Genomic DNA, 25311 nt, shown 5'->3' with positions numbered 1-25311 from the left:
CGGTGACCTCGACCACGACACCGGCCGCCCGCCGGTTGCGACTCTTCCCGACGCTCGCGGGCTACCAGCGCGGATGGCTCGGGCCCGACCTCATCGCGGGGCTCTCGGCCGGCGCCGTGGTGATCCCGCAGGCGATGGCGTACGCGACGATCGCGAACCTGCCGGTGCAGCTGGGCCTCTACACCTGCATGGTGCCGATGCTCGTCTACGCGATGCTCGGCGGATCGCGGGCGATGAGCGTCTCGACGACGTCGACGATCGCGACGCTCACGGCGACGACGCTCGTCTCGGCGGGCGTCGCCGCGGGGTCGGACGACCCGGTGCCCGACCTCATCGCGCTGACGCTCATGGTCGGGCTGATCCTGCTGATCGCGCGTGCGGCGAAGCTCGGGTCGCTCGTGGAGAACATCTCGCAGGCGACGATCGTGGGCATCCAGATCGGCGTCGGGGCGACGGTCGCGGTCGGGCAGCTGCCGAAGCTGCTCGGCGAGACCTCGAACGCCTCGGGCGAGGGGTTCTTCAACTCGCTCGCCGCCGCCCTCGAGGCGCTGCCGTCGGCGCACGCCACGACCGTGCTGCTGTCGGTCGGGTCGATCACGGCGATGTTCCTCATGAAGGCGTTCCTGAAGAAGGTGCCGGCGCCGCTCGTCGTCGTGGCCGTCGGCATCCTGCTCGTCGCGTTCACGGGCATCGAAGACCAGGGCGTCGAGCTCATCGCGCCCGTGCCGCAGGGATTCCCGCCGTTCGAGCTGCCGACGTTCGCGAACGTCGGGCCGATGCTGCCGGGCGCGTGCGCGATCGCGATCATGGCGTTCCTCGAGTCGGCGGCGGTCGCGCGAGGCATCCGCAAGCCCGGCGACCCGCAGGTCGACAGCAACCAGGAGCTCTTCGCGACCGGTGCCGCGAACACGATCGGCTCGTTCTTCCAGGTGCTGCCCGCGGCGGGCGGCTTCTCGCAGAGCGCGGTCAACCAGGGCGCCGGCGCGCGCACGCAGCTGTCGACGCTCGTCACGGTCGTGCTCGCCGTGCTCGTCGCGCTGTTCCTCGGGCCGGTGCTGAGCCTGCTGCCGCAGGCGACGCTCGCTTCGCTCGTGTTCGTCGCGGTCATCGGGCTCATCGACTTCGGCGCGCTCGCGCGATTCTGGCGGATCAGCCACAACGACTTCTGGATCGCGGTGGCCACCGCCGTCGTCGGCCTCACGGCGGGACTGCTGCTCGCCGTCGCCGTCGGCATCATCGCCACCATGGTCGTGATCCTGCGCGAGCTCAACCGGGTGCGCCTCGACGTCGGCGAGCCTCACGACGACCAGGCAGGCGGGGCGGTGCTGCCGCTGCGCCTGCTCGGGCCGATGTACACCGCCAACGTGCTCGCGTACGAGAACGCCGTGCTGGGCGCAGTGCGGGCGCACCCGGGCACGACCGCGGTGGCGCTCGAGCTCAGCCGTCTCGACGTGGTCTCGGTGACCATCCTCGATGCGCTCGCCGAACTCGACCGGGAACTCGCCGACCAGGGCGTCGAGCTGCGCCTCGCGGCGGTGCCCGAGGCGGGCGCGGAGATGTCGCGCCGCGGGCGCTGGTTCCGGGGGCTCGAGGAGGCGGGCCGGGTCTATCCGACGCTCGAGGCCGCGGCCGCGAAGGTCGAGTGAGCTCGCGTCGCACAATTCAGGATGAGCGGGGGGATACTCCCGCATGGCGGGGTATCGCTCCTCTCGTCCTGAAATGCGCTCGGTGTGCCGCGCGCCGCTCGAGCCGGGCCGCCCTCAGCCGACGGTGCGCGCGCAGCGGAACCCGATGTGCGTCGTCGCCGTGTCGTCGGCCTGCGGCGACCGGGCCGACGGGCGGTAGCGCAGGCAGTACTCGGGTGAGCAGAGGTGCGATCCGCCCTTGAGCACGCGGCGGGGGATGCGCGAGCCGGGCTCGGCGGATGCCGCGGCGAAGAGGTTCTCGCGGTCGCCCGCCTCGACGGGTTCCTGCCCGGGCACCTGGTGCCGGGGCGAGTAGAAGTCGGTCGTCCACTCCCAGACGTTGCCGGTCACGTCGAAGAGGCCGTAGCCGTTCGCGGGGAAGCTCATGACGGGGGAGGTGCCCGCGAAGCCCACCGAGGTCTCGTACGGGAAGTGCCCGAGCCACCGGTTCACCATGACCTGCCCGTCGGGCGTCTCGTCGTCGCCCCACGCGAAGCGGGCGCCTTCGAGCCCGCCGCGGGCGGCGTACTCGAGCTCGGCCTCGGTGGGCAGCCGACGGCCGGCCCATTCGGCGTAGGCGGAGGCATCCTCGAAGCTCACCTGCACGACGGGGTGGTTCGGGCGCTCCGCGAGGGCGTCGGGGCCGCCGGCTCCGAAGGGATGCCGCCAGCTCGCGCCCGCGCCCCAGCGCCACCACTGGCGCCAGTCGCGGAGGTCGACCGGGCCCGTCGTCGGCGTGAAGACGAGGCCGCCGGGCACGAGCTCGGCGGGGTCGGCTCCGGGGAAGTCGGCCGGATCGAGGGGCCGCTCGGCGACCGTCACGTAGCCGGTCGCCTCGACGAAGGCGGCGAACTGCTCGGTCGTCACCGGGTGCTGCTCGAGCTCGAACGACGCGACCGTGCGCTCATGCACGGGAGTCTCGTCGGTGTAGAACTCCTCGGAGCCCATGCGGAACGTGCCGCCCTCGATGCGGATGAGCGGAGTGACGTCGACCATGTCTCGAGCCTACGGGCTCGGGGTGCTCCCATCCGGTGGGCTGCGGCGCGCTCCGAGTGCGGCGAGCGCCTCGCGGTTGCTGTGGTGGATCGGCTCGTCGTGGAGCAGGCCGAGGTGCTGCATGCGCTCGAAGGTCTCGTGCCGCATGCGGCTGTAGCTCACGTCGATGTCGCGCTCGACCAGCCAAGAGCGCAGCCGCTCGAACGCGTCCGCCCCAGTGATGTCGACATCGCTCACGGCCTCCATGTCGAAGACGACGTGGTGCACCGTGGGCTCCGCAGCCTCGATGGTGCGCTGCACGGCGTCCTGGAAGACGGTGCCGTTCGCGAAGAAGAGCGGTGCAGCCAGGCGCACCACGACGACGCCCGGTGCGGTGGTGCGGCCGAGCGGCAGCCCCTCGGCCGAGGACGCGCCGTACTCGTCGAGCGAGAGCACGTCGATGTCGGGGTTCGCCGCCCGCCGGGCGAGGTTCACGAGCGCCAGCACGAAGGCGACGCCGATGCCGACGATCGATCCGAACACGACGGTGACGCCGAAGCAGACCCCGGCGATCGCGAACTCGGCGCGATCGCGTCGCCAGAGGTCGATGAAGTCGGGGATGCCGAGGAGCGGCAGCACGGCGACCGCGAGCACTGCGCCGATCGCGGGGCCCGGCACGTGCTCGAGCAGCCCGGTTCCGAAGACCAGCAGCAGGGTCGCGCCCACGGCGGCGATGATCGCCGGGAACTGCGTGCGCGAGCCCGCCTGGTCGAGTGCGGCGGTGCGCGCGGTCGACGAGCCCATCGCGAAGCTGCCGGTGGTGCCGGATGCCACGTTCGCGAGGCCGAACGCGAACAGGTCGCGATTCGCGTTCACCCGGTACCCGCGCTTGTCGGCGTACGCCCGCGAGACGAGCAGGCCCTCGCCGGCGCCGACGAGGAAGAGCGCGACCGCCGACGGCAGCACGGCCGCCCAATCGGTCCAGGCCACGACCGGCCAGCGCAGCTCGGGCAGGCCGCCCTCGACCGGCCCGAGCGTCGCCACGCCTCGAGCCTCGAGCCCGCCGAACGTCGTGGCGAGCGTCGCGAGCACGAGCACGACGAGCGCCCACGGCACCGCGGGCGCGAGGCGGCGGCCGAGCAGCAGCACCACGAGGCATCCGGCCGCGATCATCGCCGACCAGACGTTCGTGCTGCCGAGACCCGCGACCAGGGCGAGGACCTTCTCGAAGAACTCGCCGCCCGGCGGCACCGAGATGCCGAGTATCTTCGCGACCTGTCCGACGAGGATGTCGAGCGCGAGCCCCGCGAGGAGCCCGACGAGGATCGGCTTCGAGAGGAAGTCGGCGAGGAACCCCAGCCGGAACACCGCGGCGAGGAGGAACAGCGCGCCGCAGAGCACCGTCTGGGCGAGCACGAGCGAGAGGTAGTCGGCGGAGCCCGCGACCGCGAGCCCGCCGATGGATGTCGCCACGAGGGCTGCGGCCGCGGCATCCGGCGAGGCGACCAACTGGCGCGACGAGACCGTGAGCGCCCACACGATGAGCGGCAGCACGAGGGCGTACAGGCCGACCGTCGGCGGCAGCCCCACGATCTGGGCGTAGCCGATGTTCAGCGGCACGGCGATCGCGAGCAGCGTCACGCCGGCGCCGGCCTCGCGCAGCAGGTTGCGCTTCGTCAGGCCCGCGAACGGGCGCGGGAACCACTCGCGGAGCGTGGCGGTGAGTCGTCGAGGCATCTGCGGCATCCCCCTTCGCGCAGCTTCACGCTACCGCCGTCGGGGCGGAGGAAGCGTCAGCGCCAGGCGAAGGTGTCCATGATCGAGTCCGCGAGCTCCTCGAGCAACTCGGTCGACACGTCCGGCGTGTAGTGCTCGGGACTGAGCTGCACGCGGAACAGGAGCCCCTCCCCGACCCGACCCTCGGGCGCCGGGAAGGCGTACCCGATCTCACGGGGCGAGCGGGCGGCCCCGGGTTCGAGGTCGCGCCGCCAGCGGAACACGCGCGCGCGACGGGCGCGCAGCTCCTGCGCGGGCGTGCCCGCCAGTGCCGTGACCATCTCGTCGAACGGTGCACCGGTGCGGCCGGTGATGCGGGAGAGGGCGATCGTGATCGGCGCGGCCTCGGGCGTCGTCGACGGCGGCAGGAACACGATCAGGTCGACCTCGGAGACGGTCGCGGTGGCGCCCTCCACGGCATCACGCGTGGATGCCGGCGCCGGGGCCGCACCGACGCCGATCCGCCGGAGCAGCCGCTGGAACGGCCCCACGGGGCTCGGGGTGGTGCGCTCGTCCTCGAAGCGGGTGTCGTGCCACAGGAGTGGCATCTCGATGCGATACGTCGCCGGGCCGACGCCGTTCTCGTCCCGACCGAGCGTCACGCCGTTCACGCCGGTCATGTTGGGCAGGAGCCCCGCCGCTCGCAGCCGCGACCAGCGGCGTGAGCCGAGCAGTTCGCTCGTCACGGCGAGCACGGCGCTGCCGCCGAAGAGCGCGATCGGCAGCCAAAACCCGCCGCCCGACAGCACCATGAAGGCCCAGCTCGACCCCGCGCTCGCCGCGCCCGTGTTCACGACGCCCATGGCCGAGGCATCCGACCAGACCCGCCGTGTCGCGATGAGCACCACGGTGGCCGCAGTCGACACGATGGCGAGTCCGAGGGGCAGCCAGTCGGGCACCGTGAAGAGCGGTGAGGGCAGCAGCGCATCCCAGAGCTCGGATGCTTCGGGCCGCACCCGACCGCCGGTCAGGAGCAGCGAGCCGACGAGGTAGGCGATGAGCAGCAGCGGCATCACGAGCTGCGCGCCGACGGCGGTGTGCATCGCCACCGTCGCGACGCGCAGCGGGCGCAGACGCGGAAGCGCCTGCGTGGACGCCTCCTCGGGCAGGAGCCGGCTCTGCGTCACCCCTAGGGAAGCAGGCGCGTCGGGCCGCGGAACAGGTACGTCGTCTCGCGGATCGAGTGCTCGTCCAGCATGAGCATCAGCACGCGCGCGAGGCCCATGCCGAAGCCGCCGTGCGGCGGCACGCCGTAGCGGAAGAAGTCGAGGTAGAACTCGAGCTCCTCCGGGTCCATGCCCTTGTCGCGCGCCTGCTCGACCAGCACGTCGATGCGGTGCTCGCGCTGCGCGCCCGTCGAGATCTCGACGCCGTTGTAGATGAGGTCGTACGAGTTCGTGAGGCTCGGGTCGCCCTCGTGCCGCATGTGGTAGAACGGCCGGATGCTCGACGCGTAGTCGGTGAGGAACACGAAGTCGTGGCCGTAGGTCTCCTTGACGTACGCCGAGATCTGTCGCTCGCCCTCGGGGTCCATGTCGGCGTCGGCGCGCGGGATAACGTAGCCGTGGTCGGCGACGATCTGCTTCGCCTCGGCGAGCGGGATGCGCGGGAACGGACGCGAAGGAACCTGGAGCTCGATGCCGAACAGCTCGTGGATCTCAGCGCCGTGCTTGTCGACGACGGCCTGGAAGCCGGCGACGAGCAGCTCCTCGTGGAGGGCCATGACGTCCTCGTGCGAGTCGATCCAGCTGATCTCGGTGTCGACCGAGGTGAACTCGGTCGCGTGGCGCGAGGTGAACGAGGGGTCGGCGCGGAACGCGGGGCCGACCTCGAACACGCCGCCGAAGCCGGCGGCCTGGGCCATCTGCTTGAAGAACTGCGGGCTCTGCGCGAGGTACGCCTTGCCCTCGAAGTAGTCGACCTCGAACAGCTCGGCGCGCGACTCGGACGCCGAGGCCATGAGCTTCGGGGTCTGGATCTCGATGAGACCCTTCTCGACCCAGACGCCGCGCAGCGCGTGCAGGAACGTCGTCTGGATGCGGAAGATGAGGTTCTGCTTCGGGTGGCGCAGGTCGAGGAAGCGCCAGTCCATGCGCTTGTCGAGGCTCGAGTCGGCCGCGATGGGCGTCTCGGGGTTCGCGGCCGTGACGACGTCGAGCGTCGCGAGCTTCACCTCGATGCCGCCGAGCTTGACCCGCTCGTCGTGCTTCAGCTCGCCGGTGACGGTGATGAACGAGCCGTGCGCGAGCGCCGAGATCGCCTCGGTCGTCGCCAGGCGGGCGGATGCCTCGGCGTCGCCCTGCTGGCTCTCGTCGAGCTCGCGCGTGGCGGGGTTCACGAGCTGCACGGCGCCGGTCTCATCGCGCAGGATGACGAACTGCACCTTCTTCTGATCGCGAACCGTCTCGACCCATCCGGACACGGTGACGGGGCCGTCGGGGAGCGCGGCGAGGTTCTTGACGAGGGTGCGGTTGTTCACGATCGTCCATCCTACCTGCGGGGGTTACCGGCCCGATCGTCGGTTCTTCTCGCCAGTTGGATGGCGCCGATAAAGTCGACGCGTATCGAAACCCGCCCTTCCGCGAGTTCGACTCGTCGGTCTACGCTCCAGTGACATGCCCGGCCCAGTCCGGCGAGCACGAATGGACGAGATGGGTTCGAGCGGTCAACGTCGCAGACATCGGCGCAAGCGCGACGTCGGGGTCGACGAATACGCACCGCTGCGTGCCCGGCGCGCTCGACTGTTCACTCTCGTCGCAGGTGTTGCGGCGCTCGCGATGTACGTGCCGATCATCCTGTGGCTCGCCTGGGAGGGCGTTGCGGGCAACCTCACGCCGGGCTCGTTCCTGGTGCTCGCCGTTCCGGCGCCGGTCCTCATCGGAACCGTGGGCTTCGTCGGCCTCGCCCAGCGCAACTCCACGCTTCGCGACAACCCCATGACGTGGACGCAGAACCTGTGACGCAGATGCAGGCAAGAACGAGTCTCGGCGATGGCCTGATTGAGCATCTCGAGGCCGGCCTCGGGATCATTCAGGAGGGTTGGGCGGATCGCGACGATAAGGGGCCGCAGGTCGTGCGATTCGCCGAGAACGGCGCGGCCGGCTGGACGGCGTACTCGACACTCGGGCTGTCGCGGCACTCCTTGGCTTCACGAGTCTCTGGACGAGTCATTCGCATGGAGTTGCTCATGCTCGTGCGGGCGAACGTCGAGCCGCGTCCCGTCGTCGCATTGCTCCACGATGTCGCGGGGATGGTGATGCGCGACCACGGGGCGCTGCTTCGTGGCGACGTCGTGTGTCCGGAGTCAGGGCTCGGGGACGGCTCGGCGTTGAACGCGCTCTATGTGACGACACCGGCGTATCTCCCGGTTGAGTTCGCCACATTTCATGGGCCGACCGACGACGTAGTGATTGCGTGGCTGGTGCCGATCTCGCCTGACGAGCGGGCCTTCGTGGACCAGCATGGCTGGAGTCGATTCGAGGACGTACTGGTCGAGCAGAACCCCGATCTCATCGACGTGAACCGGCCCCCCTGCATTCGCCCCAATCACGATTGGAGTGGCTGATGGGCGGGCACCATCGGGAGGCGGTTCATCGCGATCCCATCTGGCGCGACCGGGCGAACTTCATCATCGGAATCGGGATCGACCGGTCCGACACACTCATCACGAGCGAGCAGCTGTGGGCGCGCAAGGTCGACGAGTCGCATTTCATGGTCTGCTGCATCCCCTTCTTCGCCTATGACCTTGTGCTCGGAGATATCGTCGAGACGGATTCCGACTACAACGTGCGGCACGTGAGCGCAGCGTCCGGCCGCTTTGTCTTCCGCGTCCATTTCGAGCAGGAGCGGCAGAGGTACCTTGACGAGGTCGTGGTCGGGCTCACTGAGCGAGGCGCATTGGTCGAGTGGTCGTCGCAGAGCATGTTCGCCGTCGACGCACGCGATGCGGAACACGCGCAGATCGTCGCCGACTACCTGCATGGTCGAGCGCAGCACGGGTGGTTGGTCTACGAGACCGGGAGGATCGCATGATGCGGCGGAGGACCGGCCTCTGGGTGGTGTTCTCGGGGCTCGTGCTGATCATCCTCGTCACGGCCGCGGTCTTCTTCGGCACGCGACTTCCCGCGAGCGTCGATAAGAGCGACCTCGCCGGCGTCTGGCATGCCGACGACGCCGGCGGTCGGATCGTGCTCAACGCGGACGGTGAGGCGACGCTCGAGGACGTCGCCCTTCCTTCGCTGCTCGAGGAGCGCGTGGCGGCGATGGACGGGCAAGCCGAGTGGATGTGGCGGCTGGACCGGCACGCGGTACGCCTCCAGCTGCAGCATCAGTCGGAGGATCGGACCGGCGAGTTCGACGTCGATGCGGTGACGTGCGGGATCGATGTCTGCCTGGAGTACTGGGTCGACGAATCGCCGGTCACTTTCCGACGCTGACGGACACGGCCTCGGTCGTCCGGCTGATCGACGGGGTCTCGGCGGATTCAAAGGATCCGGCTCTCTAGACTGGAACCCGTGCCGGCCGAGCAGATTCATCTCGTGCGCCATGGCGAGGTGTTCAACCCCCAGGGCGTGCTCTACGGTCGACTTCCCGGTTACGGGCTCAGCGACCTCGGCCGCCTGATGGCGAAGGCCGCGGCCGACGACCTCGTCGCGCGCGGGCGCCCCGTCTCGGCGCTCATCACCTCGCCGCTGCAGCGCACGCAGCAGTCGGGCGAGCCCGTCGCCGTAGCGTTCGGCCTCGAGCCGACGCTCGACGACCGCGTCATCGAGCCCGAGAACCGCTTCGAGGGCAAGCGCATGCGCGGTCCGGGCGGCGCGCTCCGAGACATCCGCAACTGGGGCCTGCTCGTGAACCCGTGGGAGCCGAGCTGGGGCGAGCCGTTCGGCTCGATCGCAGCGCGCATGATGGCCGCCGTCGAGGACGCGTGGAACGCGGCCGACGGCGGCGACGTCGTCATCGTCAGCCACCAGCTGCCGATCTGGATGGTGCACCGCCACCTCGCGAACGAGCGCCTCTCGCACGACCCGCGGCGCCGGCGCTGCGCACTGTCGAGCATCACGACCCTCGAGATGCAGGGAGCCGCGGGCAGTGCCGCCGGGCGCCGCTTCGTCGAGGTCGGCTACACCGATCCCGCGGCGGGCCTCGCCGCACAGGCGACCGACGTTGGAGCGGTGTGAAGAAGAATGCACTCGTCGCGGCGCTCGCCGTGGCCTCGATGCTCACCCTCGCGGGCTGCGCGAGCGACCCGTTGGCCGACCAGTTCCGCGAGGGCAGCGGCAAGAACTACATCGCCGGCGACGGCACCATCTCGGTCTACCCCGCAGGTGAGCGGGGCGAGCCGATCGAGTTCGGGGGCGAGACCGTCGAGGGCGGCGAGTACGACTCCGCGGATGCCTCGGGGCAGGTGCAGGTCGTCAACTTCTGGTACGCGGGCTGCGCCCCGTGCCGCGTCGAGGCGCCCATCCTCGAGGACGTGTACTCCGAGGTCGACCCCGACGCGGTGAGCTTCGTCGGCGTCAACGTGCGCGACCAGGCCGGCACCGCGGCATCCTTCGAGGACGACTACGGCGTGACCTACCCCTCGATCCTCGACGTGAACGAGGGCGAGGTGCAGCTCGCCTTCGCCGGGCGCGTGCCGCCCGCGGCCGTGCCGACGACGATCGTGCTCGACCAGGAGGGCCGCGTCGCCGCACGTGTGCTCGGCCAGCTCGAAGAGGCCTCGATCCTCTCGTCGATCATCGACGACCTCCTCGCCGAGGAGAGCTGAGGTGTCCCCGGGCGAGATCGTCTTCGGCGGCCAGCTCATCGTGGCGGTCCCGATCGCGCTCGCGGCCGGCATCATCTCGTTCCTCTCCCCGTGCGTGCTGCCGCTGGTGCCGGGCTACCTCGGGTACATCGGGGGCTTCACGGATGCCTCGGCGGACGCCGAGACCGAACGTCGCAACCGTCGTCGGCTGCTCTTGGGCGTGCTGCTCTTCATCGCCGGGTTCACGGTCGTGTTCCTCATCTACGCGGCGCTCGCAGGTGCGGCCGGGGCATGGTTGCGGGCCTGGCAGGATCCGATCACGCGCGTGCTCGGCCTCGTGCTCATCGGAATGGGCCTCGTCTTCATCGGCCAGTTCACCTTCATGCAGCGCCAGTTCAAGCCGAGCTGGCGCCCTGCGACGGGCCTCGCGGGCGCGCCGCTGCTCGGCATCGTGTTCGGCCTCGGCTGGACCCCGTGCATCGGGCCGGCGCTCGCCGCGGTGCTCAGCCTGAGCCTCAACAGCGAGTCGGTCGGGCGCGGTGCGCTGCTCGGGCTCGCGTACTGCATCGGCCTCGGCATCCCCTTCCTCCTCGTCGCGTTCGGCTTCGGCTGGGTGACGGGGTCGCTGGCGTTCCTGCGCCGGCACATCCGCACCATCAACCTCATCGGCGGCGGCATGCTCATCGTGATCGGACTGATCATGGTGTCGGGCCTCTGGACCACCTGGATGAGCGAACTGCAAGGAGTGATGAGTGGCATCGATCTCGTCCTCTGACACCCACGGCGTCGACCCCCTGCGGCCGGCCGATCACATCGATTCGCTGGAGCCCGAGGCATCCGCGCCAGGCGGCACCGGCGGTGACGGCGTCAACCAGCCCAAGCTCGGCTTCGTCGGCTGGCTGCGCTTCGCCTGGCGGCAGCTCACGAGCATGCGCACGGCGCTGCTCCTGCTGCTCCTGCTCGCGATCGCCGCGGTGCCCGGCTCGCTCGTGCCGCAGCGCTCGAGCGACCCCAATGGTGTCACGCAGTACTTCGACGACAACCCGACACTGGCGCCGATCCTCGACGGCTTCCAGATGTTCGACGTCTACACCTCGGCGTGGTTCTCAGCCGTCTACCTGCTGCTGTTCGTGTCGCTCATCGGCTGCATCATCCCGCGCACGAAGCACCACTTCGAGGCGCTGCGCGCGCGGCCGCCCCGCACGCCGGCGCGCCTGTCGCGGCTCGCGGGCTACACCCAGCGCACCGCGCCCGAGGGCATCGACGCAGAGACGGCGATCGCGACCGCGACGACGCAGCTGCGCCAGGCCGGCTACCGGGTCGAGCGCTACGAGCAGCGCGGCGTGCTCTCGGTCTCGGCCGAGCGCGGCTACCTGCGCGAGACCGGCAACCTCGTGTTCCACACGGCGCTGCTCGGCGTGCTCGTCGCGGTCGGCTTCGGCGGCGGCTTCGGGTTCTCGGGCCAGCGGGTCATCGTCGAGGGGCAGACCTTCGTCAACACGCTCGCCGCCTACGACTCGTTCAACCCCGGGCGCTTCTTCGACGACTCCCGGTTGCAGCCGTACCGGCTCTCGCTCGGAGAGCTCGACGCCGTCTACGAGACCGAGAACCGCAACGCCTTCGGCCAGCCGATCGACTTCACGGCGCACGTGACCGTCGAAGGCCAGGGCGAGGAGAGCGCCGACCGCACCGTCAAGGTCAACGAGCCGCTCTACACGCACGGCACCGACGTGTACCTGCTCGGCAACGGCTACGCCCCGACGATCACGGTGAAGAACGCCGACGGCGAGGTCGTGTTCACCGACTCGGTGCCGTTCCTCCCGCAGGACGCGAACCTCACCTCGATCGGCGTCGTGAAGGTGCCCGACGGCATGCCCGAGCAGCTCGGCATGGTCGGCTTCTTCTACCCCACGCAGGAGACGCTCGACACCGGCGCCTACGCCTCGACCTACCCCGACCTCGTCTACCCGGTGCTGACGCTCAACGTCTACCAGGGCGACCTCGGCATCAACGAGGGCAAGCCCACCTCGGTCTACACGCTCGACCCCTCGACCATGGAGCAGCTCACGGGCGGCGACACCGGCGTCGACTCGATCGAGCTCATGCCGGGCGAGACGACCGAGCTGCCGAACGGACTCGGCACGGTCACCTTCGAGAACGCCGACCCCGACGCCGCCGAGGGCGACTACTCGAACAGCGTGCCGCGCTTCGCGAGCTTCGACATCCACCACGACCCGACGCAGATCTGGGTGCTCGTCTTCGCGGCGCTCATCCTGGGCGGCCTGCTGGTGTCGCTCTTCGTGCCGCGTCGCCGCATGTGGGTGAAGGCGATCGCGGGCCCCGACGGGCGCATTTCGCTCGAGTACGCCGCACTCGCCCGCGGCGAGGACCCGACCCTCGAGGACGCCGTGACGGCGTTCGCCGACAAGCACGCCGGCCCGGCCGATGATGCGAAGTAACCCCCAGACCAACCCCGCATTCGACGTAAGGTAGAACGGTGCAGCTCGACGAGATCTCCATCCTCTGCGTGTACTCGGCCATGGTCGTGTACGCGATCGCGTTCATCGCGTTCTCGATCGACCTCGCCAAGCGCTCGGCAGCGGCCACGGCGGCGGGGGATGTCTCGCCCGCGCTGACGGCCGAGGCGCCCGAGCCGGTCGGGGTGCTCCAGGCCGCGGCGGCGGCGAAGGCGAACGCTGCGAGCGCGTCGACCGACTCGGCGCGGCCGGCGAAGGTCAAGCTCGGCGCCGCGGGCGGCCCGGGCGTCGGGGCATCCGTCGCCTACGGGCGGTCGCCCGCGCTGCGCGTCGGCGTCGCGATGACGGTGCTCGCCTGGCTGCTGCACCTCTCGGGCACCGTGCTGCGCGGGCTCGCCGCGGGCCGGGTGCCGTGGGCGAACATGTACGAGTTCGCCCTGACCGGCACGCTCATCATCACGACGGTGTTCCTGCTCGTGCTCGTCGTCGCGAAGCAGGACCTGCGCTTCCTCGGCACCTTCGTCACGGGCCTCGTGCTGGTGCTCCTCGGCATCGCGACGATCAACTTCTACGTGAGCCCGATCCCGCTGCCGCCGGCGCTCCAGTCGATCTGGCTCGTGATCCACGTGTTCGTCGCCAGCGCCTCGGTCGGCTTCTTCGCGCTCGGATTCGCCCTGTCGGTCGTGCAGCTCATGCAGGCCCGCCGTGAGGCCGTGATCGCCTCGGCGAAGGCTGTGAAGGCCAGCTTCCTCGCGACCCTGCCCGACGCGGTCTCGCTCGAGAACCTCGCCTACCGGGTCAACATCATCGGCTTCATCATGTGGACGTTCACCCTTATGGCCGGCGCGATCTGGGCCGAGAAGGCCTGGGGCCGGTACTGGGGCTGGGACACCAAGGAGGTGTGGACCTTCATCATCTGGGTGGTCTACGCCGGGTACATCCACGCGCGCGCGACGCGCGGCTGGCGCGGCTCGCGCTCGGCCTGGCTCGCGATCATCGGCTTCTCGACGGTGCTCTTCAACTTCACCGTGGTGAACCTCTTCTTCAAGGGCCTGCACGCGTACTCGGGTCTCTGAGCTCGTCGTTCGCACCGCCCCGGCACCCCTGATGCAGTTGACGCATCAGGGGTGCCGTGCGTCCGGAGACTCCCGCCTCGGCGCTGACGGTCAGGTCGGTCGCGGCCTCGTCGACTCTGACACTGATCCACCCAGCGGGTCAGTGTCAGAGCTGACGCGGACTCCGTCACTGATACGCGCTTGGTATCGCCGATACCGGTGACGAATCAGTGACGTCGTCGTGCGCCGCGGCTGGCGTCGGTGATACCAAGCGCGTATCAGTGACGTAATGATTCGGACTCGACCCTCCTCGGCCGGCTCGGTGCATCCTGAACGGTCCGCAGGCGCTCAGGCGGCCGATTCTCGGGAGGGTTGCGGCACCGGCGGACGGCGGGCACGATCGCTCCATGGGCAGGGACCTGCTCGAGCGCGATCGAGAACTCGGCGAGCTGCGCGTGGCCGCGAGCGACGCGTCGATGGGGCGCGGGCGCGTGGTGCTGCTGCACGGCGAGGCGGGTATCGGCAAGAGCAGCCTCGTGAATGCGCTTCGGGCGGATCCGCCGCCGGGCGTGCGCGTGCTGCTGGGCTCCTGCGATGCGATGTCGACACCGCGCACTCTGGGGCCGCTGCGCGATCTCGCGTCGTCGGTCGGATCGCGGCTGGGCGAGGCGCTTCGCGCGGGCGACCGGGAGGACGTCTTCGACGCGCTCCGCGATGAACTCGCCGCGCCGGGCGGCACCGTGCTCATCGTGGAGGACGTGCACTGGGCCGACGAGGCCACGCTCGACGCGCTCCGTTTCCTCGCCCGTCGGATCGACGACCTGCCCGCGGTCCTGGTGCTCACCTACCGCGACGAGCTCGACCGCGACCATCCGCTCAGCCGGTTGCTCGGTGACCTCGGCCACGGCGACCGCGTCGAGCGCATCGCGCTGCGGCACCTCTCGGCCGATGCCGTCGGGGCACTGACCGCCGGAAGCGGGCTCGACCCCGATCGGGTCTACTCGATGACCGAGGGCAACCCGTACTTCGTCACCGAACTCGTCGCCTCGGCCGACGAGGCCGCGGTTCCTCCCACGGTCGTCGACGCGGTGACCGGCCGGCTGCGCCGCCTCGACGAGGGGACGCAGGAACGGGTCGAGCAGCTCGCGGTGCTGCCGTCGGCGGTCGACGCCACCCTGCTCGCGAGGTTGATCCCGGGGTCGGCGGGTGCGCTGCGGACGGCCGAGGAGGCCGGACTGCTGGAGGTCCACCCCGAGAGCGTGCGGTTCCGACACGAGCTGACGCGCCGGGCGATCGTCGATGCGCTCCCGGCCTCCCGTCGCATCGAGCTCGAGCGCCGGGTGCTCGTCGAACTGCTCGCGTCGGGGGCCGCCGACCCGTCGACGCTCGTGCACCATGCGCTCGCGGCGGGCGACATCGACACCGTCGTGGCCTGGGCGCCGCGCGCCGCGCGCGACGCCTCGGCATCCGGCGCGCACCTGCAGGCGGCCGCGCACTTCCGCACGGCACTGGACCACCTCGACCGGTACGACGCGGTCGAGCGATGCGAGCTGCTCGAGGGCTACGCGATCGAGGCGTACACGATCGGGCAGGGACCCGAGTCGGTGAAGGCCGAGACCGAGGTCGTGCGACTTCGGCGCGAGCGGCCCGACCTCACTGCGCTCGGGGCAAGTCTTCGCTGGCTCTCACGATTCCAGTGGCTGGCAGGCGATCGACAGGCCGCCGAGGAGGCCGGCCGCGAGGCGTCGGCGGCGCTCGCCGAATCGGACGACCGGGGGCTGCTCGCGCTGGCGCTGAGCAACGAGGCGCAGCTCGCGATGCTCGCCCACGAACTGCCTCGGGCGATCGACCTCGCGTCGCGCGCCGCCGGGATCGCGAGGGAGGTCGGCGCACCGAGGGCGCTCTCACACGCGCTCAACAATCTCGGCACCGCGCACATGCTGCAGACGCGCGACGATGGCATCGCGGAGCTGCTCGAGGCCGCCGAGATCGCCGTGGCTGCCAACCTCATGGACGACGCGGCCCGCGCACACGTGAACCTCGTCTGGAGCCTGCTCGACCAGTACCGCCTCGACCTCGCCGAGCGCTACCTCGAGCCGGCGCTCGAACTCTCGGAGCGCACCGAGGTCTTCGGACTGTGGACCTACCAGCAGGCCGAACGCGGACGCCTGCACCTCGCGCGAGCGCAATGGGACGAGGCCCTCGCAGCGGCCGCGTACCAGACCGAGGCGATGCCGCAGCTGTACTGCGTCTCGCTCACGATCATCGGGGTGGTCGGAATCCGCCGCGGCGACCCCGACGGCGAGTCGACGCTCGAGGAGGCGACGCTGGTGGCCGAACGGCTCGGCGAGCTGCAGCGCACGGGCCCGGCCGCCGCGGCTCGCGCCGAGGCCGCGCTGCTCCGCGGCGATCGGGCGGCGGTGCGTGCGATCGCCGTTCCCGTGCACGAGGAGGCAGTGCGTCGGCAGGATGAGAATCTCCGGGCGGAACTCGCCTCGCTGCTGCGCCGGGCGGGCGCGGAGGTCGAAGCGCCCGAGGGGGAGCATCCCTTCGCCGTGCAGGCGCGCGGCGATTGGCGGCGCGCCGCCGACCTCTGGCGCGCCGCAGGATGTCCCTACCACGAGGCCGCCGCGCTCGCCGAGAGCCCCGACGACGCCGACCTGCTGGAGGCGCTCGTCATCCTCGATCGAATCGGCGCGCGACCGCTCGCCGGCCGGGTCCGTGCCGAACTGCGCGACCGCGGCGTCCGAAGCATCCCGCGTGGCCCGTCGAGCCTCACTCGCAGCAACCCCGACGGCCTCACCGACCGGCAGCTCGACGTGCTGCGGCTGCTCGTCGACGGACTCACCAACGCCGAGATCGCCGCGCGACTCGTGGTCTCGGTGCGGACCGTCGACAGCCACGTCGCCGCCGTGCTCGCGAAGCTCGGGGTCGCGTCGCGCCAGGAGGCCGTGCGGCTCGCTGACGAGCGCAACCTGCTCTCGAGCTGATCTCGGTAGCGCGCCGCGACGATCTCGGTAGCGGTCGCCGATTCGCCGACGAGCGCCCGGCGGTGGGATGGAATCACGGCCCGCGGAGGCGGGAACCGTGAACGACAGGGGATCATCATGAACACCGCACTCGCCGGATCCGTCTCCACGACGATCCGCCCGACTCGACGCTCGGCAGTGCTCGGATGGCTGGCGCGCCGCCTCACCGAGGCACGCACCGTCCAGACGCTCGACCGTGACGAGCAGGCCCGCCGCCACCAGCTCCGGCACGAGGCCCGGCGCCTGCGCGAGGAGCAGTTCCGCGCCGGAGCGTTCGCACGGCTGCTCTGACGGTGTGCACCGATGTCCGCAGTGACAGCGATTGCACTTCAATCCCGACCTCGCACATCGCCTTCGCGTCATCATTGAGCACTTCGACTGTAAACGCTTGCATTAACCGAGCCGACGCTGCTACGTTCGCGAGCAGTGTCGGTGGCACGGAGTCGTGCCGGGAATCGGGAGTCGAAGATGACGCAACGCTCGCTCGTACGCAGGTGGCTCGCCGCCGCAGTGACCGGAGGGCTCGCCGTCACGGCGTTGAGCTTCGCCCCCGGGCTCGGCCTCGCCGCCGCCGCGGCTGAGGAGCGCAGCTTCGCGCTCGTCGGCGACCTGCAGTCCGAGCTGGGCTGCGCCGAGGACTGGGCGCCCGCCTGCGCCGAGACCGAGCTCGAGCCGACCGCCACCGCCGGCGTCTACGCGGCCGAGTTCACCGTTCCCGCGGGCAGCTGGCAGTACAAGGTCGCCGTGAACGACTCGTGGGACGAGGCGTACGGGCTGAACGGCGGGGGAGACAACATCCCGTTGACGGTCGCGGGCGACACCGATGTGCGAGTCGTGTTCGACGACACCCTCAAGAAGGTCGGCCTCGAACTGACCGCGGGCGCGATGGCCGGCGCCTACGACGAGGCATCCGATGCCGAACTCGTCGCCGCGCCGGTGCGCCAGCCCGGCAGCGACGAGACCTTCTACTTCGTGATGACCGACCGCTTCGCGAACGGCGACCCCTCGAACGACGAGGGCGGACTCACGGGCGACCGCCTCGCGACCGGCTTCGACCCCGCCGACAAGGGCTTCTACCAGGGCGGCGACCTCGCGGGCCTTCGCGAGCAGCTCGACTACATCGAGGGGCTCGGCACGACGGCGATCTGGCTGACGCCGAGCTTCAAGAACCGCCCTGTGCAGGGCGAGGGCGCGAACGCGAGCGCCGGCTACCACGGCTACTGGGTGACCGACTTCACGCAGATCGACCCGCACCTCGGCACGAACGCCGAGCTCGAGGCGCTCATCGCCGACGCCCACGACCGCGACATCAAGGTGTACTTCGACATCATCACGAACCACACGGCCGACGTGATCGACTACGAGGAGCAGCAGTACTCGTACATCGACCAGAAGACGAGCCCCTACCTCGACGCCGACGGCACCGCGTTCGACCCGGCGAAGTACGCCGGCGCGGAGGCCGGCGCCGACTTCCCGGCGCTCGACGCGGCGACGAGCTTCCCGTACACGCCGACGATCTCGGCCGACGACGCCGACCTCAAGGTGCCCGCGTGGCTCAACGACCCGACGCTGTACCACAACCGCGGCGACTCGACGTGGGAGGGCGAGTCGGTCACCTACGGCGACTTCGTCGGACTCGACGACCTCATGACCGAGCACCCGACCGTCGTGAACGGCTTCGTCGACGTGTACGAGCAGTGGGTCGACCTCGGCATCGACGGCTTCCGCATCGACACCGCCAAGCACGTGAACTTCGAGTTCTGGGAGCAGTGGGCGAGCGAGGTGCTCGACTACGCGCACGCCGCCGGCAAGGACGACTTCTTCATGTTCGGCGAGGTCTACGACGCCGACCCGGTGAAGCTCAGCCCGTACGTGCGCAAGACCGACATGAACTCGGTGCTCGACTTCACCTTCCAGTCGCAGGCCGTGAGCTTCGCCGCCGGCAACTCGGCGAAGAACCTGCAGTCGCTCTTCGCGGGCGACGACTACTACACGACGCCCGACTCCTCGGCGACGGCGCTACCGACCTTCCTCGGCAACCACGACATGGGGCGCGTCGGCTACTTCCTGCAGTCGACGGGCGCCCCGCTCGAGCGCGATGAGCTCGCCCACGAGCTCCTCTTCCTCACTCGCGGCCAGCCCGTCGTCTACTACGGCGACGAGCAGGGCTTCGCCGGCACCGGCGGCGACAAGGATGCCCGCCAGTCGCTCTTCGCGAGCCAGGTGACCGAGTACCAGAATCAGACGCTCGTCACGGGCGAGCAGGCCGGCAGCGTCGACCGCTTCGGCACGGATGCCCCGCTCTACGAGCACATCGCCGCACTCTCGGCGCTGCGCCAGGCGCACCCGGCGCTCTCGACGGGCGCGCAGATCGAGCGCTACGTCGACAACGGCGCGGGCGTGTACGCGTTCAGCCGGGTCGACCGCGACGAGAAGCTCGAGTACCTCGTCGCCGCGAACAACGCGGGCGAGGCGCGCACGGTCGAGGTGCCGACGCTCACGAAGGGCGGCGCGTTCGAGGTGCTCTACGACGGCGGCGCCGGCACCGGGGCCGTGACGGCCGACGCCGACGGCGTGGCCTCCGTCACCGTTCCGGCCCTCGGCACGGTCGTGCTGCGGGCGGACCGCGAGGTGAGCGCGCCTGACGCGGCGGCCGCGATCTCGGTCGCGGTGCCCGCGGCCGGTGCGGGCGTGACGGGGGTGACCCCCGTCGTCGCCGACGTCGACGACGCCACCTGGCAGGAGACGAGCTTCGCCTGGCGCATCGCCGGGGCCACGGGCGACGACGCCTGGCACGCGCTCGGCACGGCCGAGGACACGAGCCCGCGGGTGTTCCACGACACGGCGGGCCTCGCGAAGGGCACGCTCCTCGAGTACCGCGCGATCTCGACCGACGCGGCGGGCAACCGCTCGGCGGCATCGAGCTACGCGAGCGTCGGCAACGCCGTGAACCTCGCCGACGGCGGCGAGGAGCCCGAGCAGCCGATCGACCTCGTCACGGTGCCGGGTTCGCACAACAGCGAGATGGGCTGCGCCGGCGACTGGACGCCCGGCTGCGAGGCGGCGAAGCTGACGCTCCGCGCCGACGGCATCTACACCGGTACCTTCGACGTGCCCGCCGGCGACTACGAGTACAAGGTCGCGCTCAACGGCAGCTGGGACGTCAACTACGGCGCGAACGGCGAGCAGAACGGCGGCAACGTCACCTACTCGACCGACGGCTCCAAGCCGGTGACGTTCTACTGGAACCCCGCCACGAAGGTCGTCTCCTCGTCGGCCGAGGGGCCGGTCGTGACCCTGCCGGGCAGCTTCCAGCAGGAGATCGGCTGCGCCGGCGACTGGGCGCCCGACTGCCTCGCCTCGCTCATGCAGGACGGCGACAAGGACGGCGTCTACACCTTCTCGACCTCGAAGATCCCCGACGGGGCCTACGAGGTGAAGGTCGCGCACGGTCTCGGCTGGGACGAGAACTACGGCGTCGGCGGCGCCCCGGGCGGGGCGAACTACACGTTCACGGCGACCGGCGGCAAGCTCGTCGAGTTCCGCTACACGCTCGCCACCCACGTGCTCGAGATCGTCGTCACCGACCCGCCGCTCGCAGGCAGCGGGCAGTCGCAGGCCCACTGGGTCGACGAGCAGACGATCGCCTGGCCCGCCGCCCTGCTCGGCGGTGCGAAGGCCGAGGATGCCACGTGGTCGCTCGAGCACGCGCCCGACGCGGGCCTCGGGGTGACCGACGGCGAGGTCACGGGCGGCGGCGACGCCGTCGAGCTCGAGCTCGACGCGGCCGGCCTCTCCGACGCGCAGCTCGAGAAGTTCCCGGCGCTCGAGGGCTACCTGGCGCTGCACGTCGTCGGCGCCGACCGCGCCGAGGTCGAGGTGCTCCTCACCGAGGAGCTCGCGGTCGCGCAGCGGTCGGGCGGCTCGAACGGCGAGCTCACCGCCTTCACCGGCGTGCAGCTGCCCGGCGTCCTCGACGCCCTCTACGCCGACGCTGTGGCATCCGCGCCGCTCGGCACCAGCTGGGAAGGCGATGACGCGACCCTCACGCTGTGGGCTCCGACCGCGCGTTCGGTCTCGCTCGAGCGCTGGGCCGCAGGCTCCGCGGGCGACCCCGAGGTGAACGAGGCCGTGCGCGACGACGCGAGCGGCACCTGGTCGGTCGAGGGCGTCGCCGCGGGCGACGAGTACCGGTGGTCGGTCGAGGTGTTCGCGCCGTCGACCGGCGAGATCGAGCAGAACTCGGTGACCGACCCGTACTCCGTGGCCCTCACGACGAATTCGGCGCGCACGGTCGTCGTCGACCTCGACGACCCGGCGCTCGCCCCCGAGCAGTGGGCGAAGACCAAGGCGCCCGTCGTCGAGCGCCCGGTCGACCGCGCGATCTACGAGCTGCACGTGCGCGACTTCTCGATCAGCGACGAGACCGTGCCCGAGGCCGAGCGCGGCACCTACCGGGCGTTCACCCGCGACTCCGCGGGCACGAAGCAGCTGCGCGAGCTGGCCGAGGCGGGCATCAACACGGTGCACCTGCTGCCGACCTTCGACCTCGCGACCATCGAGGAGGAGCGCGCGCAGCAGGCCGTGCCCGACTGCGACCTCGCGAGCTTCGGCCCCGCGTCGGCCGAGCAGCAGGCGTGCATCGACCGGGTCCGCGACCTCGACGGCTTCAACTGGGGCTACGACCCGTTCCACTACCAGGCGCCCGAGGGCTCGTACGCCGTCGACGCCGACGGCGGGGCGCGCGTCGCCGAGTTCCGCGAGATGGTGGGCGCGCTGCACGCCGACGGCCTGCAGGTCGTGCTCGACGAGGTGTACAACCACACCGCCGAGGCCGGTCAGGGCCAGAAGTCGGTGCTCGACCGCATCGTGCCGGGCTACTACCAGCGGCTCAACGCGGTCGGCGCCGTCGAGACCTCGACGTGCTGCCAGAACGTGGCGACCGAGCACGACGTCGCGCAGCAGCTCATGGTCGACTCGGTCGTACTGTGGGCGAAGGAGTACAAGGTCGACGGGTTCCGCTTCGACCTCATGGGCCATCACTCGAAGGAGAACATGCTCGCCGTGCGGGCGGCGCTCGACGAGCTCACGCCCGAGGCTGATGGGGTCGACGGTAAGGCCGTGTACCTCTACGGCGAGGGCTGGAACTTCGGCGAGGTCGCGAACAACGCCCTGTTCGAGCAGGCCACGCAGGGGCAACTCGGCGGCACGGGCATCGGCACGTTCAACGACCGGCTGCGCGACGCCGTGCACGGCGGCAGCCCGGTCGACGCCTCGTCGACGTTCCAGCAGGGCTTCGGCACGGGCCTCGGCACCGACCCGAACGGCCGGGCCGGCACGCCGTCGCAAGCCGACCAGCTCGCCGACCTCGCGCACCAGACCGACCTCGTGAAGCTCGGCCTCGCGGGCAACCTCCGCGGGTACGAGCTCGAGGATGCCACGGGTGCGACCGTGCGCGGCGACCAGCTCGACTACCGGGGCTCACCGGCCGGCTACGCCGACCAGCCCGATGAGGTGATCAACTACGTCGACGCGCACGACAACGAGACGCTCTACGACCTCTCGGTCTTCAAGCTGCCGCAGGACACCACGATGGCCGACCGTGTGCGCATGAACACGCTGTCGCTCGCGACGGTGACCCTCTCGCAGTCGCCCTCGTTCTGGCACGCCGGCACCGAGCTGCTGCGATCGAAGTCGCTCGACCGCAACAGCTACAACTCGGGCGACTGGTTCAACCGGGTCGACTGGACGGGCCAGGAGTCGACCTTCGGCTCGGGGCTGCCCGGCGAGGCCGACAACGGCGGCAAGTGGTCGGTCATGGAGCCGCTCCTCGCCGACCCCGCCCTGAAGCCGACCGCGGCCGACATGGCGGCGGCCGAGGCATCCGCCCTCGACCTGCTGCGCGTGCGCTCGTCGGTCGACCTGCTACAGCTCGGCTCGGCCGAGCTGATCGACGAGAAGGTCACCTTCCCGAACAGCGGGCCCGAGGCGACGCCGGGCGTGATCGTCATGCAGGTCGACGACCTCGTGGGCGACGACGTCGACCCCGAGCTCGACGGCGCGCTCGTCGTGTTCAACGCCTCGCCGTCGGCCGTCAGCCAGACGGTCGGTGCGCTCGCCGGGCGCGACTTCGCGCTGGCCGAGGCGCAGGCGTCGGGCTCCGACGCGGTCGTGAAGCAGACCACCTGGGATGCCGCGACGGGAACCGTCACCGTGCCCGCCCGCAGCGTCGCCGTGCTGGTCGACGAGCAGCCGCCGCCCGCGGTCGCCACGTTCGCCCTCGGCGCGCCCGACAAGCTCGTCGCGAAGGCCGGCTCGGCCGTGAAGTACGTCGCGAAGGTCGTCGCGCTCGACGGCTCGACGCCGACGGGCACGTTCGCGGTGTACGAGGGCGGAACGAAGCTCGCCGAGGTCTCGCTGACCGCGAAAGACAAGGGCCGGGTGAACCTGAAGCTGCCGAAGCTCGGCCGCGGCCTGCACCTCGTGCATGCGGTCTTCACGGGCGACGAGGGCTTCGCCGACACCCGGACGGTGCCGGTGCCGATCCTGCTCTGGTAGCCCGTACCGGCACTCGAGCCGTCGCGGATGGTCGGTCCCTCAAGCGGTGACCGACCTTCTGCGACGGATCGGTGGGCCGGGCGGCGCCGCCGGTCGGCGCACTCCGACACTGAGCCGCTGGGCGGATCAGTGTCGGAGTGCGGCCTGCAGGCGTTCGCCGGGAAGGTCGACCGGCGTCAGACCGGGAACGGGAGTTCGACCCCGCACGACATGAAGCTGCCGACGATGTCGTCGCCGTGGGCGGCGAAGATCTCGTCGATGCCCTTGCCGTCGGCGGCCTTGACGTCGCGGTTCGGGTTGTTGGCGCCGATCGTGCCGCCCGAGCCGTTCGCGCCCTTGATCTTGATCGTGAACGAGGTCGGCGCGCCGGTCGCCGCGTAGGCGTCGAGCACGCACTCGGCGTCGGCTTCGGGGAGGCCGAAGGTGAGCTCTTCGACGTGCACGGTGAGCCACGTCTGGGAGTTCGACGCCCCGGCGTTGCCCTGCTCGGAGCGGTTCGGGTTGAAGCACTCGTGCGCGTAGGCGCCGGCGCCGGTGGCGAGCACGCCCGCCGCGGCGAGCGCGACGCCCGCCGTGATGTTGGTCATGGTCCGCTTGGACATGTGATTCCCTTCGGGTGGGTTCGAGGCACGCCTGGGCGGCGCGCTCGAACCCCACGGTCGTCCCGGCGAGGGTGCGCGGCATCCGTGCTCGCCCTGATGCGGGTCGGTCGGACCCCGTCGGACGACCCCCAGTGCAGGGAGCCGGACGTCGCTCGGCACCGGCGCTCAGTCGAGCGGAGCGAACGCCGCGCGCGAGGTCGCGGCGATGAGCGCGGCGACGGCGACGAGCGCCAGCGCGATCCACGGCAGGGCGCCGACACCCGCAGCATCGAGCACCATCCCGCCGACGAACGCGCCGAGCGCGATCGAGCCGTTCCAGGTGGCGACGACCATCGACTGCGCGACGTCGGCGGCGCTGCCCGCGATGCGGGCCGGCGCGGACTGCAGCAGGGTCGGTGCGCCCCCGTACGCGACGCCCCAGAGCGCGACCGCGCCGTAGACGACCACGGGCTGCGCGGAGAAGAATCCGATCGCGAGCATCGCGATGCCGAGCGCGACCGCGGCGATCAGCACCATCGCGCGGAGATGCCGGTCGACGAGCGCCCCCGAGACGAGCACGCCGGCCACGGCGAACACGCCGAACACGAGCAGCACGACGTCGAGGTGCCGGTCGAGGCCCGACGCCACCGCGAGCGGGGCGATGTAGGTGTACGCCACGTTGTGCGCGAGCACGAAGGCGGCGGTCGTGGCGAGCACGGCGACGAGTCCGGGCAGACGGAGCACGGTGCCGAGCCCCGGACGCGACCCGGCCCGTTCTCCGGGGAATCCGGGCAGTGCGATCGCCGCCCAGACGGCGAGCACGAGCGCGAGGCCCGCGAGCACCGCGAACGCCGCGCGCCAGCCGAGCAGCGAACCGAGCGTCGTCGCGATCGGCAGCCCGAACGCGAACGCCAGCGGCGTGCCGACCATCGCGATCGAGAGCGCGCGACCCGAGTGTTCGGGCTCGACCATGCGCATCGCGTAACCGGCCGCGATCGCCCAGAGCAGGCCCGCGAGCATTCCGCCGATCGTGCGCGCGACGAGGATGGTCGTGTAGTCGCCCGCGATCGCGGTCACCCCACTGACGAGGGCGAAGCCCACCACGAGCGAGAGCAGCAGTCGCTTGCGGGGCACCGCGCGGGTGAGCGCGGTCAGGGGGATGGCGGTCACGGCCGTGGTCACGGCGTACGCGGCGACGAGCCAGCCGATCTGCGCCTGCGAGACGCCGAGGTCGGCGCTCATCTGCGGCAAGAGGCCGGCGGGCAGGATCTCGGTGACGACGCCGACGAACACGATCGAGGCGAGTGCGAGGAGGCCGTTGACGGGCAGTCGGGTGCGCGACGGCGCGTCGACGACGGGTGCTGAGGCGGTGATCGGAGAAGCCATGTCGCCAGTGTCGAACCTTGACACTAGTGTTAAGGTCAAG

At 70.8% G+C, this 25311-nt stretch carries 19 protein-coding genes; 13 read left to right on the top strand and 6 right to left on the bottom strand.

The annotated features are described in order from the left end of the window. The first annotated feature begins 2 nt into the window (after positions 1-2). Positions 3-1646, top strand: a complete 1644-nt coding sequence (locus tag ACFVAJ_RS05685; RefSeq protein WP_376941967.1) for a SulP family inorganic anion transporter — start codon at positions 3-5, stop codon at positions 1644-1646. A gap of 114 nt (positions 1647-1760) precedes the next feature. Here ACFVAJ_RS05685 and ACFVAJ_RS05680 read toward each other — a convergent pair whose 3' ends face one another. The 4 genes from ACFVAJ_RS05680 to aspS are packed head-to-tail and all read right to left on the bottom strand — an operon-like array spanning position 1761 to position 6915. Further along, entirely contained in the window at positions 1761-2681 is a 921-nt protein-coding gene (locus tag ACFVAJ_RS05680) for a formylglycine-generating enzyme family protein (protein WP_376941965.1), read from the bottom strand. A gap of 9 nt (positions 2682-2690) precedes the next feature. Continuing rightward, entirely contained in the window at positions 2691-4397 is a 1707-nt protein-coding gene (locus tag ACFVAJ_RS05675; protein ID WP_376941963.1) for a SulP family inorganic anion transporter, read from the bottom strand. Positions 4398-4453: 56 nt separating this feature from the next. Continuing rightward, positions 4454-5563, bottom strand: a complete 1110-nt coding sequence (locus ACFVAJ_RS05670; protein WP_376941961.1) for a hypothetical protein — start codon at positions 5561-5563, stop codon at positions 4454-4456. A 2-nt stretch (positions 5564-5565) separates the two neighbouring features. After that, on the bottom strand, positions 5566-6915 hold the full coding sequence (aspS, locus tag ACFVAJ_RS05665) for an aspartate--tRNA(Asn) ligase (protein WP_376941959.1): 1350 nt from the start codon (positions 6913-6915) through the stop codon (positions 5566-5568). 172 nt (positions 6916-7087) lie between these two features. Here aspS and ACFVAJ_RS05660 point away from each other — a divergent pair, with 172 nt between their 5' ends. The 12 genes from ACFVAJ_RS05660 (at position 7088) to pulA (ending at position 23304) form a co-directional block, all read left to right on the top strand. Continuing rightward, positions 7088-7396 (top strand): hypothetical protein, encoded by a 309-nt coding sequence (locus ACFVAJ_RS05660; RefSeq protein WP_376941957.1) that lies wholly within the window; start codon positions 7088-7090, stop codon positions 7394-7396. Between the two features lie 5 nt (positions 7397-7401). After that, entirely contained in the window at positions 7402-8001 is a 600-nt protein-coding gene (locus ACFVAJ_RS05655) for a suppressor of fused domain protein (protein WP_376942486.1), read from the top strand. After that, the gene (locus ACFVAJ_RS05650) at positions 8001-8468 is read left to right on the top strand and encodes a DUF4265 domain-containing protein (protein WP_376941955.1); all 468 of its coding nucleotides are present in this window, start codon (positions 8001-8003) and stop codon (positions 8466-8468) included. Before ACFVAJ_RS05655 ends, ACFVAJ_RS05650 begins: the two co-directional genes overlap by 1 nt. A gap of 41 nt (positions 8469-8509) precedes the next feature. Continuing rightward, the gene (locus ACFVAJ_RS05645; protein ID WP_376941953.1) at positions 8510-8872 is read left to right on the top strand and encodes a hypothetical protein; all 363 of its coding nucleotides are present in this window, start codon (positions 8510-8512) and stop codon (positions 8870-8872) included. Between the two features lie 78 nt (positions 8873-8950). Next, positions 8951-9616: a histidine phosphatase family protein gene (locus ACFVAJ_RS05640; RefSeq protein ID WP_376941951.1), complete on the top strand. Its 666-nt coding sequence runs from the start codon at positions 8951-8953 to the stop codon at positions 9614-9616. Then, complete coding sequence (locus ACFVAJ_RS05635; RefSeq protein ID WP_376941949.1) at positions 9613-10206, top strand: TlpA family protein disulfide reductase; 594 nt, start codon at positions 9613-9615, stop codon at positions 10204-10206. Before ACFVAJ_RS05640 ends, ACFVAJ_RS05635 begins: the two co-directional genes overlap by 4 nt. A gap of 1 nt (position 10207) precedes the next feature. Continuing rightward, positions 10208-10960: a cytochrome c biogenesis CcdA family protein gene (locus ACFVAJ_RS05630; RefSeq protein WP_376941947.1), complete on the top strand. Its 753-nt coding sequence runs from the start codon at positions 10208-10210 to the stop codon at positions 10958-10960. Continuing rightward, positions 10938-12644, top strand: coding sequence for a cytochrome c biogenesis protein ResB (locus ACFVAJ_RS05625; protein ID WP_376941945.1), 1707 nt, complete (start codon positions 10938-10940; stop codon positions 12642-12644). Before ACFVAJ_RS05630 ends, ACFVAJ_RS05625 begins: the two co-directional genes overlap by 23 nt. An 80-nt stretch (positions 12645-12724) precedes the next feature. Beyond that, positions 12725-13738, top strand: coding sequence for a c-type cytochrome biogenesis protein CcsB (ccsB, locus tag ACFVAJ_RS05620; RefSeq protein ID WP_376942484.1), 1014 nt, complete (start codon positions 12725-12727; stop codon positions 13736-13738). 386 nt (positions 13739-14124) lie between these two features. After that, a complete protein-coding gene (locus tag ACFVAJ_RS05615) occupies positions 14125-16707 on the top strand; it encodes an ATP-binding protein (RefSeq protein WP_376941943.1) in 2583 nt (860 codons plus the stop codon). Positions 16708-16824: 117 nt separating this feature from the next. Then, a complete protein-coding gene (locus ACFVAJ_RS05610; RefSeq protein ID WP_376941941.1) occupies positions 16825-17037 on the top strand; it encodes a hypothetical protein in 213 nt (70 codons plus the stop codon). 177 nt (positions 17038-17214) lie between these two features. After that, on the top strand, positions 17215-23304 hold the full coding sequence (gene pulA / locus ACFVAJ_RS05605) for a pullulanase-type alpha-1,6-glucosidase (RefSeq protein ID WP_376941939.1): 6090 nt from the start codon (positions 17215-17217) through the stop codon (positions 23302-23304). Between the two features lie 176 nt (positions 23305-23480). On the opposite strand, the gene ACFVAJ_RS05600 is transcribed toward pulA, so the two are convergent. After that, positions 23481-23906: a hypothetical protein gene (locus ACFVAJ_RS05600; protein ID WP_376941937.1), complete on the bottom strand. Its 426-nt coding sequence runs from the start codon at positions 23904-23906 to the stop codon at positions 23481-23483. Positions 23907-24071: 165 nt separating this feature from the next. After that, complete coding sequence (locus ACFVAJ_RS05595; RefSeq protein ID WP_376941935.1) at positions 24072-25271, bottom strand: MFS transporter; 1200 nt, start codon at positions 25269-25271, stop codon at positions 24072-24074. Positions 25272-25311: the final 40 nt, after the last annotated feature.

Source organism: Agromyces sp. NPDC057679, assembly GCF_042799635.1.
Lineage (GTDB): Bacteria > Actinomycetota > Actinomycetes > Actinomycetales > Microbacteriaceae > Agromyces.
This window is presented reverse-complemented; position numbering and strand designations above follow the sequence as displayed.